The 13484-nt window shown below is 54.1% G+C and carries 8 protein-coding genes, 2 tRNA genes and 2 rRNA genes; 6 read left to right on the top strand and 6 right to left on the bottom strand.

The window, feature by feature from the left end; translation table 11 throughout:
- Positions 1-4 precede the first annotated feature (4 nt).
- The 6 genes from QY332_07935 to QY332_07910 all read left to right on the top strand — a co-directional run bounded on the left by QY332_07935 (position 5) and on the right by QY332_07910 (position 9061).
- On the top strand, positions 5-1984 hold the full coding sequence (locus QY332_07935; protein WKZ37857.1) for a hypothetical protein: 1980 nt from the start codon (positions 5-7) through the stop codon (positions 1982-1984).
- Positions 1985-2046: 62 nt separating this feature from the next.
- Positions 2047-2772, top strand: coding sequence for a LysM peptidoglycan-binding domain-containing protein (locus tag QY332_07930; GenBank protein WKZ37856.1), 726 nt, complete (start codon positions 2047-2049; stop codon positions 2770-2772).
- Between the two features lie 68 nt (positions 2773-2840).
- Positions 2841-3383, top strand: coding sequence for an NUDIX hydrolase (locus QY332_07925; GenBank protein ID WKZ37855.1), 543 nt, complete (start codon positions 2841-2843; stop codon positions 3381-3383).
- 10 nt (positions 3384-3393) lie between these two features.
- Positions 3394-4317: a DMT family transporter gene (locus QY332_07920; GenBank protein ID WKZ37854.1), complete on the top strand. Its 924-nt coding sequence runs from the start codon at positions 3394-3396 to the stop codon at positions 4315-4317.
- A 173-nt stretch (positions 4318-4490) separates the two neighbouring features.
- Positions 4491-8063, top strand: coding sequence for a pyruvate:ferredoxin (flavodoxin) oxidoreductase (gene nifJ, locus QY332_07915; protein WKZ37853.1), 3573 nt, complete (start codon positions 4491-4493; stop codon positions 8061-8063).
- Positions 8060-9061, top strand: coding sequence for a dihydroorotate dehydrogenase-like protein (locus QY332_07910; GenBank protein ID WKZ37852.1), 1002 nt, complete (start codon positions 8060-8062; stop codon positions 9059-9061). Before nifJ ends, QY332_07910 begins: the two co-directional genes overlap by 4 nt.
- A gap of 86 nt (positions 9062-9147) precedes the next feature.
- On the opposite strand, the gene infA is transcribed toward QY332_07910, so the two are convergent.
- From infA to QY332_07880, 6 genes are all read right to left on the bottom strand, one after another.
- Positions 9148-9396: a translation initiation factor IF-1 gene (gene infA / locus QY332_07905; protein ID WKZ37851.1), complete on the bottom strand. Its 249-nt coding sequence runs from the start codon at positions 9394-9396 to the stop codon at positions 9148-9150.
- Positions 9397-9410: 14 nt separating this feature from the next.
- The gene (gene rpsU, locus QY332_07900) at positions 9411-9608 is read right to left on the bottom strand and encodes a 30S ribosomal protein S21 (GenBank protein ID WKZ37850.1); all 198 of its coding nucleotides are present in this window, start codon (positions 9606-9608) and stop codon (positions 9411-9413) included.
- Between the two features lie 237 nt (positions 9609-9845).
- Positions 9846-9962, bottom strand: a 5S ribosomal RNA gene (gene rrf, locus QY332_07895).
- A gap of 75 nt (positions 9963-10037) precedes the next feature.
- Positions 10038-12990 (bottom strand): 23S ribosomal RNA (locus tag QY332_07890).
- A 289-nt stretch (positions 12991-13279) separates the two neighbouring features.
- Positions 13280-13351: transfer RNA gene (locus QY332_07885), tRNA-Ala, on the bottom strand.
- 17 nt (positions 13352-13368) lie between these two features.
- A tRNA-Ile gene (locus QY332_07880) sits at positions 13369-13442 on the bottom strand.
- Positions 13443-13484: the final 42 nt, after the last annotated feature.

The following is a 13484-nucleotide window of genomic DNA, read 5'->3' as shown; positions in this document are numbered from 1 at the left end:
CCGAATGCAATTTCGACCAACCCCAAAACATAATATCGCCCTCTTCGCCCTGCTCACCCTCATCGCCTACGGACTGCTGCTCCCCGTCACAGGCTTTTACTGGGACGATTGGCCCTTCGCATGGATCGCCAAGTTCCTCGGTCCCGCCGAGTTCAATCCCGCCTTCGCGCCGTTCCGCCCATTCCTCGGTCCCATCTTTTACGTCACCACCAGCCTGATTCCCAACCACCCGCTGGCGTGGCAGGTCTTCGCACTCGTCGTCCGCTTTGCGCTCGGTCTTGCCGCGTGGTGGATGTTCTCGCAAATCTTCCCTACCCGCAAAACCACCGCCTTCATCGCCGCCCTCTTCATGCTCATCTTCCCAGGCTATAGCCAGCATTGGGTCGCGCTCACGCACATCAACCAAGAACTCATCCCATTCCTCTTTTATCTATTCTCTTTCGGCCTCACCTTCAAAGCCCTGCGCACCTGCAAACCCACTGACACCGTCATCGCGCTGCTTTTGCAATTATGCGGCATCTTCCCAACCGAATATTTCTTCGGCATCGAAGGCATCCGCATGCTCTTCCTCCTCGTCTTCTTTCAAGGCAGTTTCATCCAACGCTTCACTCAATCCCTCAAAGTCTGGTTCCCCTACTTACTCATCTGGATTCTCAACGCCGCGTGGCTGTTCTACTACTATCGCTTCGGACCCTACAACTCCTACGAAGTCACCGCCGCGGGATCGCCAAGCATCCTCCCCTTTTTGACTCAGGCGCTGGATGCCATCTGGAAGGCAGGACTCTACATCTGGGGACAGGTCCTCGTGCTGACCTTCACCTCGCTGCCCGCGCCCGCTTCGCTCCTGACGTTGGGTCTGGTTGCCCTCTCCATCTTTTTCCTCATCCCCTACCTGGCCCGCGCCGCGCCCGCCGAGCCGCGTGACGTTCCCTTCGCGCTCTCGCTGATGGGCATCGGCGTCATCGGCATTCTGCTGGGGCGTCTGCCTACCCTCGCGGCAGGTCTCCCGTTGACGTTGCAATCGTCCTATGACCGCTTCATGGTCTCGATGATGATCGGCGGGACAGTCTTCCTGCTCGGTCTGCTCGAACTGCTGATAAAAAATCCGCGCGCGCGGACGATAGCCTTCGCTCTCGTCATCGCCCTCGGCATCGGACAGCAATTCTTCAACGCCAATATCTTCCGCCGCGACTGGAAAAAGCAGGGTGAAATCTACTGGCAGATGGCGTGGCGCATCCCTGCCCTGGAGCCGAATACCCTTCTGCTCACCCACCAAATGCCCATAGACTACGAAACCGATAATTCCTTCACAGCTCCCATCAACTGGATGTACGTACCCGAATATACCCGTTCCAATCTGCCCTACCTCCTGCTGTACACCGAAAAGCGGATTGGCGGGGTCACCCTGCCTGCACTCGAAAAGGGAATTGACATCAACTATACATACCGCACGGTAAACTTCAACGGTTCCACATCCAGCGCGGTGGTTCTCTTCATGCCGCGGGACGGATGCCTGCGCGTGCTCGACCCGGGCCGCGGCGACGCGCTAATCTATTCACGTCAGCCCACTGTGCTAACCCAAGCCATCCCGCTGTCCGACGTGTCACGCATCATCACCGAAACAGCCAATCCAGCCGTTCCTGTCTTCTTCCCCGAACCAGAGCATGAATGGTGCTTCTTCTTTACAAAAGCGGAACTCGCCCAACAAAACAAGGATTACGAACAGGTCGTATTACTTGGGAATCAAGCCATGTCGCTGGGCTACAAGCCGCAGGATCCGAACGAATGGCTGGTGTTCATCGAAGCCTACGCGTTGACAGGCGATCTTAAAACCGCACAGGACCTGTCCATTGCGATGCTGGAAAAGGATGCCAGAACCCGCAGAGGTGTGTGTGCTGTCTGGGAACAGGTGCAGGCACGAGGTCCAGCCGGAAGCGAGGCTCAGATCGATCAGATTTTGTTGTCATTCGACTGCAATTCCTGACTTGCACGGCTTGACGCTTTAAACCTGATGTGCTACCATCCTATGTTGAACGAGGAGAATCCATGAATAAAAAACAACGCGGTTTGCTGGCAGTCTTCATTCTTGTGGTATCAACCATGTTGGTCTCTTCCTGCACGCAGTCCCTGTCTTCCGCACCTGCTGCAACGCCGACCTTACTGCCGGAGGGGTTATTTGTTTCACCCTTCCCCTCTGTTGAAAACCCGATGGCCATGATCGAGGAGTTTGCAAAACAGACTGCCGCAGCACAGACTTCGGCGGCGGGCGGCGACCCGGCCGCGGAAGGTACAGAGGTTACTCCAGATGCCAATGAAAATGAAAGTGAAACGCCAACACCTGACCTGATCAGCACGCCCACCAATGCGGAACCTGGCGCTGCAGCCGCGGCTGATACCGCCATCCCCGCCGCGACATCCATTCCCGGTGTGCGTCCCGCGACCTATACCCTGCAAAAAGGCGAGTTCCCATACTGCATTGCACGCCGTTTCAATGTGGACCCTGCTACGCTGCTTTCACTCAGCGGCCTGACCAGCGCACAGGCAAACAGTCTGGTAACTGGAACGGTCTTAACGATCCCGCAAAGCGGGAACTTCCCTGGAAATCGAGCCCTCGCCCCGCATCCCACCACGTATACGGTCCTTTCCGGGGATGAAACCGTTTATGGGGTGGCCTGTAAATTCGGTGATGTGGACCCGGCCGTCATCGCCGCGGAAAACAGCATTGCTATCTCTGCGAAATTGACCGCCGGGCAGCAGCTGCGAATACCGTAGGAACATAAATAATAAAAGCCCAGGCGTTTGACCTGGGTTTTTTCTTTAAGAGCTCAAAGGAAACCGCCATGCCATTTGAATTGCTTCATTCTGAAACCCTATTAAAGGGACGCGCCTTCACCATCCGCCGCGACCATATGAAAACACCCGACGGACGCGAGACAAAATTTGACATCGTGGAGCACGGCGGCTCGGTCATCATCATCCCGATTGACGGTGAAGGCAACCTGCTCTTTGTGCGTCAATACCGCCATGCGGCGGGCATGGATCTGCTCGAACTGCCGGCCGGTACACGTGACGGCAACGAGCCGTTTGAAGAATGCGCGGCAAGAGAGATCCGCGAAGAGACGGGCATGCAGGCTGGCACACTCAGGAAAGTCGGTGAGTTTTATCTCGCGCCCGGATATTCCACGGAATTCATGGGAGTGTTTCTGGCAACAGACTTGAAGCACAATCCGCTTAAAGCGGATGACGACGAGTTTTTGTCCATTGAAAAAATATCCGTGAAAGAGGCCATTGCCATGGCGGAGCACGGCGAGATGCCGGATGCCAAATCCCTGGCGGCGTTGCTGCTGGCGAGGCCGTATCTGGTCGAATACATGAAATCATGACGGGCTCTGCATGCAGGCAACCAGGAAAAACAAAAAACATCTTGCTGCGGTTTCGACAGCCGTATTCGTAACCATGCTATGGTCAACTTCCTGGGTGCTGATCAAGATCGGGCTGAAAGCCGACCTGCCGCCCATTACATTTGCTGGATTAAGATACACGCTTGCATTTTCATCCATGCTTCCGCTGGTACTTTTCAATAAGGAACACATCCAAACCGTAGGCGGTCTTTCCAGATTTCAATGGGGGGAATTGGTCCTTCTCGGTGTGGTGTATTACACCCTGGCGCAGGGTGCACAATTTGTGGGACTTGCCCTGTTGCCCGCCTCCACGTTGACCTTGCTCTTGAACTTCTCCCCCATCCTTGTCGCACTTTACAGCATGTTCAACATGCACGAGCGGACCTCCCTCCTGCAATGGGGCGGGATATTTCTCTCCATCGCGGGCGCGCTAGCCTACTTTTTTCCGCTCTCTGTCAATGGCGTACTTCTTTCTGGTTTACTTGCGGCATTCGTCGGGGTAACGGCAAACTCAGCGGCATCCATCCTAGGAAGAAAGATCAACTCACAGAATGGACTGCATCCCATTTTGGTCACCACCATCAGTATGGGAGTCGGAGGCGTCTTAATGTTGGTCAGCGGACTTGCCACGCAGGGCGTCGGCGTGCTCACCTTGCAGCAGTGGGGCATCATCGGCTGGATGGCAGTGGTCAATACCGCCTTCGCCTTCACGCTGTGGAACAAATCGCTGCAAACATTAACTGCCGTCGAATCCAGCATCATCAACGGGACGATGCTTCCGCAGATCGCGATCCTGGCATGGGTGTTTTTGGATGAGCCGCTTGGGAGCAGGCAAATCATCGGACTTTGCCTGGTCGGGGCGGGAGTGTTAATCGTTCAGGTTTGGCGGTATTTGCCAGCCTTCAAAAAGGTGTAATTTCAAAAAAGTTCCTACTTTACGGGATATTTCTATTCCCACAAAACTTGTCCAAAATATGACAACAGGCACGCATATTTAAGCTGAACATAACTAACCTTCAAGGGGTAACGGGGATACACTTGTACTTTGAAGAAATATCAGGTCATGAACCTGTTCTCAAAGGAGCAAGCATGAATAAAAATGTCGTTACGATCGACGGCAACGAAGCCACAGCCTCCGTTGCCCATCGACTCAGCGAGGTGATCGCCATTTACCCAATCACCCCCTCCTCCGCCATGGGCGAATTCGCGGATGAATGGACCTCCAAGGGAAAAAAGAACCTTTGGGGCACGATCCCTGCAGTGATCGAGATGCAGTCTGAAGGCGGTGCGGCTGGCGCGGTCCACGGCGCGCTGCAGACAGGCGCGCTCACCACCACCTTCACCGCCTCGCAGGGTTTATTGTTGATGATCCCCAACATGTACAAGATCGCGGGGGAGCTCACCAGTACCGTCTTCCATGTTGCGGCCCGCTCTCTGGCTGCGCAGGGTCTTTCCATCTTCGGCGACCATCAGGATGTAATGGCTGTCCGCCAAACAGGCTGGGCTTTGCTCGGCTCCGGTTCGGTGCAGGAGGCGCACGATTTCGCCGCCATCTCCCAGACCGCCACCCTCAAATCACGCATCCCCTTCCTGCATTTCTTTGATGGATTCAGGACTTCGCACGAGGTCGCCAAGATCTTCCAACTGACAGATGACGAACTGCGCCTCCTGCTTGACGAGGACCTGATTCGTGCCCATCGCGCACGCGGACTCAACCCCGAACATCCCGTTCTGCGCGGCACCGCCCAGAATCCTGATGTCTACTTCCAGGCGCGGGAGACGGTCAACCCATTCTATGCGGAAACCCCCGCCATCGTGCAGGAAATGATGGACAAGTTTGCGAAAGTCACCGGCAGGCACTACAACCTGTTCGATTACGCGGGCCACCCCAAGGCGGAGCGTATTGTAATTATCATGGGTTCCGGCGGCGAGACAGCCGAAGCGACCGTCAATTACATGGCAGAAAAAGGCGAGAAGGTTGGTGTGATGCGTGTACGGTTGTACCGTCCCTTCTCTGTGGATCATTTCATAAAAGCACTGCCCAAATCGGTCAAAAGCATCACCGTTCTGGACCGCACCAAGGAACCCGGCTCCATGGGCGAGCCGCTTTATCTGGATATCGTGAATGCGCTGGTCGAGGGAAAGCGTGACGGGGTGAAAGTCATTGGCGGGCGCTATGGACTTTCCTCCAAGGAATTCACCCCTGCCATGGTCAAAGCCACACTGGATGAATTGAACAAGCCCGAACCCAAGAATCATTTCACCGTCGGGATCAACGACGATGTCTCCCATACCAGTCTCGAAGTGGACGCCTCCTTCTCCATTGAGCATCCCGAAACTGTGCGCTGCGTGTTCTTCGGTCTCGGCTCGGACGGCACCGTGGGCGCGAACAAGAACTCGATCAAGATCATCGGTGAAGAGACCGATAATTTTGCACAGGGCTATTTTGTGTACGACTCGAAGAAATCAGGCCAGATGACCATCTCCCACCTGCGCTTTGGTCCTAAACCGATCCTGGCCCCCTATCTCATCGAGCCAAATCAGGCGAATTTCGTGGCCTGCCACCAATTCAGTTTCCTTGAAAGATTTGACATGTTGAAATATGCCGCGGAAGGCGCGGTCTTCCTGCTCAACAGCCTGTCAGACAGGGATGAGGTCTGGGACACATTACCGCAGGAAGTGCAATCCGCAATCATCAAGAAGAAGCTCAAGTTCCATGTCATCAACGGCTACGAAGTGGCGGAAAAGACAGGTATGGGACAGCGCGTCAACACCATCATGCAGACGGCGTTCTTCGCCATCTCCGGCGTGCTGCCTCGCGGGCAGGCCATTGAAGAGATCAAGCGCGCCATCGAAAAGACCTACGGCAAACGCGGTGAAGCCGTGGTAAAAAAGAATTTCGAGGCGGTCGATGCAACCATTGCGAATCTTCATGAGGTCAAGGTCCCGGCGAAGGTAACGTCGAAGTTGACGCGTCGTGCCGCGGTCCCGGGTGAAGCGCCGGAGTTCGTCAAAAATGTGCTGGCACCAATGATCAGCTTCGATGGTGATAATCTGCCCGTCTCCGCCATGCCTGTGGACGGGACGTATCCGCTTGGCACCACACAATGGGAAAAGCGCAATATTGCGCTCCATATTCCCGTGTGGGAGGCGGATTTGTGCATCCAATGCGGCAAATGTGTAATGGTCTGTCCGCACGCGGTCATTCGGCACAAAGTTTATGATGAAAAATTGATCGCAAATGCACCAAAAACATTCAAGCACACACAGTCCAAGTTCAAGGAATTCTCCGAAGGCATGGCATACACGTTACAGGTTGCGCCCGAGGATTGCACGGGTTGCACCCTGTGTGTGGAAGTCTGCCCTGTGAAGGATAAGCGCGCCGTCGGGCGGCGCGCCATCAACATGGAACCCCAGCCGCCCCTGCGTGAAAGCGAAGCGGAGAACTGGGATTTCTTCATGAGCATTCCAGACCTTGACCGCAAATTGTTCAATCCTTCGACGATCAAAAATTCACAACTGCTGCGACCGTTATTTGAGTTCAGCGGTGCGTGTGCGGGATGCGGCGAAACGCCGTATGTAAAATTGGTCTCGCAGCTCTTTGGTGACCGCTCCGTGATAGCAAATGCAACAGGCTGTTCCTCCATTTATGGCGGAAACCTCCCCACCACACCCTGGGCTGTGGACGCAAAGGGACGCGGGCCGGCATGGTCGAACTCGCTGTTTGAAGACAATGCGGAATTCGGCCTGGGCATGCGCCTGACCATCGACAAGCAAAATGAATACGCGCTTGAACTGCTCAACAGCTTTGAGAAGGAGCTTGGCGCGGACCTGGTGAATGCAATTGCAAACGCAGATCAGAGTGATGAAACGGGCTTTCAGACACAGCGCGAACGCGTGGAAGAATTAAAGAAGAAACTCGCAAAATCCAGCGATACCCGTGCAAAGGACCTGGTCAGCGTGGCGGACAGCCTCGTCAGGAAATCCGTGTGGATCATCGGCGGCGACGGCTGGGCATACGACATCGGCTACGGCGGTTTGGATCATGTGCTGGCAAGCGGCAGGAATGTCAATATTCTGGTGCTGGATACGGAGGTGTATTCCAACACCGGCGGACAGGCGAGCAAAGCCACCCCGCGCGCGGCAGTCGCCAAATTCGCCATGGGCGGCAAGGGCATGCCGAAGAAGGACCTCGGCCTGATTGCCATGTCCTACGGCTATGTTTATGTTGCGCGCATCGCCATGGGTGCGAACGACCAGCAAACGCTGAAAGCCATACTCGAAGCCGAAGCGTATGACGGACCTTCGCTCATCATCGCCTACAGCCACTGTATTGCGCACGGGTACGACATGGCCAAGGGTCTCGAACAGCAAAAGCTTGCGGTGCAATCCGGTCACTGGCCGATGTATCGCTACGATCCGCGCCTTATGGAGCAGGGACAAAATCCGCTGGTGATCGAATCCAAGGAACCCAGCATTCCGATCTCACAATATGCTTATAATGAGACCCGCTACAAGATGCTCACACAAATGGATGAATCCCGCGCGGAACAATTGATGAAGGAAGCCCAGCAGGATGCCAAGGCGCGCTGGACCCTGTACCAGCAAATGGCGTCCATGCACTATGGAAAAGACAACGGCAGCGAGGAGAACAAATCATGACGAATCTTTCCACGACCTATCTGGGTCTGAAATTACAGAACCCGCTCGTCGCTTCGGCATCCCCCCTCTCAAAGAGCCTCGAGAAGGCGAGGAAACTGGAGGAGGCCGGGATCTCCGCCATCGTGATGTATTCCCTCTTCGAGGAGCAGATCATCCACGAATCGCTCGAACTGGACCACTACCTGACCCGCGGTTCCGACTCATTCGCCGAAGCCCAAACCTATCTCCCGGATGGCGGCATGTACGGCATCAGCCCGGAGAAGTATCTCACCCAACTCACGGCGCTCAAAAAGTCCCTCCATATACCCGTCATCGGCAGTTTGAACGGCGTCTCAAAAGGCGGCTGGACGAGTTATGCCAAACACATGGAGGATGCAGGCGCGGATGCACTGGAACTCAACCTATATTATCTGGCCACCGACCCGGACTTAAAAAGCGAGGATCTGGAAGAGGCCCAGGTTGACCTCGTGGCAGATATCCGCGCGACGATCAAGATTCCGCTGGCGGTAAAACTCAGCCCCTATGTCACATCCCTGCCCAATTTCGTGCGGAGGCTTGTCGATGCGGGCGCAAACGGACTTGTGTTGTTCAACCGCTTTTACCAGCCTGATTTTGACCTGGATGAACTGGATATCATCCACAACCTGGACTTGAGCACCTCTGCAGATTTACGGTTACCCCTGCGCTGGATCTCGATCTTATACGGCAAGGTCAATGCGGATTTCGCGCTCACAAGCGGCGTGCATACTGCGGCAGACGTCATCAAGTCCATGATGGCGGGGGCAAAGGTGGCGATGACAGCCTCGAATCTGCTCCAGCGCGGCGAGCAGGCTGTCGGTCCGCTTTTGAACGATCTGGAGACATGGATGAAGGAACGTGAGTATGAATCCATTGAACAGATGCAGGGCAGCATGAGTCAGAAGAATGTCCGTGAACCTGCGGCGTTCGAACGAGCCAACTATATGAGGGTATTGGGTTCATGGCGTGAACTGCCGTAATGTGAATGGAAGTGGAATTGAAATAGCCTCCCGTTTTTGACGGGAGGCTATTTTGTCAGAAAATAAATTAAAAAAGGTAGGGCGAATTATTCAGCAGGAGTAACAGGGGCTTGCTTGCGTTGGCGAAACGTGATGCGTCCACGCGCCATGTCGTAGGGTGACATTTCCAGCGAAACACGGTCACCCAGCAAAATGCGGATGTAATGCTTGCGCATCTTGCCGGAGAGATAGGCCAGCACCTCGTGGCCGTTATCCAGCCGTACGCGGAACTGGGTGCCCGGCAACGCTTCGATCACCAGGCCATCCACCTTGATTTTGCCTTCTTCTTTTGTCATACCTGCCTCTTATTCTATTCAGTATCCTTGAAGGTGCGCCGTTTGATGCGGCGGATTGCCTTCTTTTTTTCCATCCGGCGGGTTTCGCTTTTTGAGACAAACCAACGTTTGCGGCGAACAGTGCTTAACACACCACTCTTGACAACCTTCTTGCGAAAGCGTTTGAGCAGGGAGTCCTGGGACTCACCATTACGTAAATTTACAACTGCCACTGTATTCACCTCCTTTCCGTTTGGAAATAAAAAAAATCGGCTTGTCAGAGAGACCCAGCCGAAGGCGTTAATCAAAAACCTGAAACGAACTCCATGACCGTACGATCAAAAATTACGCTTCACACTCCTTGATGTTAACCAGTGGACAAAACCACCGCTGAATCTGTTGGACGGATTATACACGATAAAAACGCAGGCGGGAAGATTCCCGCGCATGCAATATTAAAAAGAAAAGCCCCTTGGCAATGACCTACTCTCCCGGGAGGTCGCCCTCCAAGTACCATCGGCGCTGACATGCTTAACTACCGGGTTCGGTATGGGACCGGGTGTACCCATGTCGCTCAAATCACCAAGGGACAATTTCACAAAATTGTTCCTGAACAGCAATCATTGATGTATGTCTGAAAAGTACCAAGTTCTCCGCATCACGCAAGTAAGCCCTCGACCATTAGTACAGTTTAGCTTAACACATTACTGTGCTTACACATACTGCCTATTAAGCAGGTAGTCTACCTGCGGTCTTACTCCATTATCTGGAATACAGGGATCTAATCTTAGGGCGAGTTTCCCACTTAGATGCTTTCAGCGGTTATCTCTGCCAGACATGGCTACCCAGCGATGCTCCTGGCGGAACAACTGGCACACTAGAGGTCTGTCCACTCCGGTCCTCTCGTACTAGGAGCAGCTCCCTTCAAATCCCTTACGCCCACAGCGGATAGAGACCGACCTGTCTCACGACGGTCTGAACCCAGCTCGCGTACCGCTTTAACGGGCGAACAGCCCGACCCTTGGGACCTTGTCCAGCCCCAGGATGCGATGAGCCGACATCGAGGTGCCGAGCGAGATCGTCGATGTGAACTCTTGGATCTCACCAGCCTGTTATCCCCGGGGTAGCTTTTATCCGGTAAGCCACAGCCCTTCCACTCGGTACTGTGGGATCACTAAGCCCGACTTTCGTCTCTGTTCGGCGCGTTGGCCTTACAGTCAAGCTCCCTTATGCCTTTACACTCTATGGTGGGTTTCCATTCCACCTGAGGGAACCTTTGGGCGCCTCCGTTACCTTTTGGGAGGCGACCGCCCCAGTCAAACTGCCCACCTGGCACGGTCCCCCATCCGGATCACGGAATGGGGTTAGGATCTAAACATGATCAGGGTGGTATTTCACTGAAGGCTCCACCGACGCTGACGCGCCAGCTTCAAAGCCTCCCACCTATTCTACACAGATCATATCCAAATACAATGCCAAGTTGCAGTAAAGCTCCACGGGGTCTTTTTGTCCTGCTGCGGGTAGGCCGCATCTTCACAGCCATTTCAATTTCACCGGGTCCCTCGTCGAGACAGTGCTCTAATTGTTACGCGATTCGTGCGGGTCGGAACTTACCCGACAAGGAATTTCGCTACCTTAGGACCGTTATAGTTACGGCCGCCGTTCACCGGGGCTTCGGTTCAAAGCTTCGCTTGCGCTAACCTCTCCCCTTAACCTTCCGGCACTGGGCACGCGTCAGCCCCTATACATCGCCTTACGGCTTAGCAGAGACCTGTGGTTTTGTTAACCAGTCACCAGAGCCATTTCACTGCGACCCTCCGAAGCTTTAACACCAAGGAGGGTACCCCTTCTCCCGAAGTTACGGGGTCATGTTGCCTAATTCCTTAACGAGGGTTCTCCCGTTCGCCTTGGTATACTCTACCCATCTACCAGTGTCGGTTTGCGGTACGAGCGCTGGGAAGTTATGCTTAGAGACTTTTCTTGGCAACAAGACTCAACCACTTATGCCTTACGGCTCGCTCTCACCTCAGCTCAACCGGCGGATTTTCCTACCAGTCTCAACGCCTAGATGGATCGCACCCAAATCCAATAATGGGCTGGCCTATCTCGTTGCGTCCTCCCATCGCACTTCCTAGCGGTTCCGGAATGTTGACCGGATGTCCATCGCCTACGCCTCTCGGCCTCGGCTAAGGACTCGACTAACCCGACGCGGAATGACCTGGCGTCGGAAACCTTAGATTTACGGCGAACACGGTTCTCACGTGTTTGTACGCTACTCATGCCTGCATTCTCACTTCTGTCCGCTCCAGTCGCCCTTACGATCGACCTTCACCGCTGACAGAACGCTCCCCTACTGCCCCAGCTTGCGCTGAGACCCATGGCTTCGGTACTATGCTTAGCCCCGTTACGTTTTCCGCGCGAAGTCACTAGACCAGTAAGCTGTTACGCACTTTTTAAAGGGTGGCTGCTTCTAAGCCAACCTCCTGGTTGTTTAAGTAACCTCACCTCGTTTCCCACTTAGCATAGATTTGAGGACCTTAGCCGATGGTCTGGGCTGTTTCCCTTTCGACCCCGAAACTCATCTCCCGGAGTCCGACTGCCATGCTATGGAGTACTGGCATTCCGAGTTTGATTGGGTTCAGTAAGCTGTAAGCCCCTTAGCCCATTCAGTGCTGTACCTCCAGTACTAAACGCATGACGCTAGCCCTAAAGCTATTTCGGGGAGAACCAGCTATCTCCGTGTTCGATTGGCATATCACCTCTACCCACAGGTCATCCCCTAACTTTGCAACGTTAGTGGGTTCGGGCCTCCACGAGTGATTAGACTCGCTTCACCCTGCCCATGGGTAGCTCACACGGTTTCGGGCCTAATCCCAGCGACTATACGCCCTATTAAGACTCGCTTTCGCTACGGCTTCGGGTGTCACTCCCTTAACCTTGCCACTGAGATTAACTCGCAGGCTCATTCTCCAAGAGGCACGCTGTCAGGCATAGCAGGGAACGTCCCTATTTCTAGGGGGCTCAACCTGCTGTTAGCCCTCCAACTGCTTGTAAGCTTATGGTTTCAGGTTCTATTTCACTCCCCTAACGGGGGGACTTTTCACCTTTCCCTCACGGTACTAGTTCACTATCGGTCGCCAAGTGTATTTAGCCTTAGAGAGTGGACTCCCTAGATTCCTGCCGGATTAGCGTGCCCGGCAGTACTCAGGAACACGGCGGAAGACAATCAGTTTTCGCATACGGGGCTATCACCCTCTTTGGCAGGCTTTCCCACACCTTTCCGCTAACTGACTGTTTTGTAACTTCCATATGCCGGTCCTACAACCCCGCCTCTGCAAGCAGAGACGGTTTGGGCTGTTCCCCGTTCGCTCGCCACTACTGGGGGAATAATTTCTTTTCCTCTGGGTACTTAGATGTTTCAGTTCCCCAGGTTCCCATCCTCAAACCTATGTGTTCAGTAAGAGGACACCGTTGGTTCGCAACGGTTGGTTTCCCTATTCGGAGATCCTCGGATCGACGCTTGTACACAGCTTCCCGAGGCTTATCGCAGTGTCCCACGTCCTTCATCGGCACTTGGCGCCAAGGCATTCACCATAAGCTCTTAGTAGCTTCTCCACGTGATGCGGAGAATTTGATACTTTTCTTTTGATAAATTACTTTATCGGCCTACATCAATTGCTATTCAGTTTTTAAGGTTCATTCACCGTTTGACCGGTGACCGATACTCTCGATGGATCGAGGGCATCGGTCGCCCTTCAAACTTTCCGCTTACAGACACAAAACGACCCGGCACTCACCGCCGGGTCATTAAAGGACCTTCTATCTGCGGTGCGCTTCCCTAACTTATGTCTGAATGTTGTTTAACAAACTTTTATTGCTCTCCATGTACCATCTACGAACTCAGTGGAGATGGCGGGATTTGAACCCGCGACCTTCGCGTTGCAAACGCGCTGCTCTCCCACTGAGCTACATCCCCAGGACTTGCCTGGTTAGTGGGCTTGACAGGATTCGAACCTGTGACCCCTGCGTTATCAGCACAGTGCTCTAACCAACTGAGCTACAAGCCCGGGTTTTCCTCAACAACTGAGAAGTGACAGGAAACTCATTCT

The organism is Anaerolineales bacterium (assembly GCA_030583885.1).
In the GTDB taxonomy this organism is placed as follows: Bacteria; Chloroflexota; Anaerolineae; order Anaerolineales; family Villigracilaceae; genus Villigracilis.
This window is presented reverse-complemented; position numbering and strand designations above follow the sequence as displayed.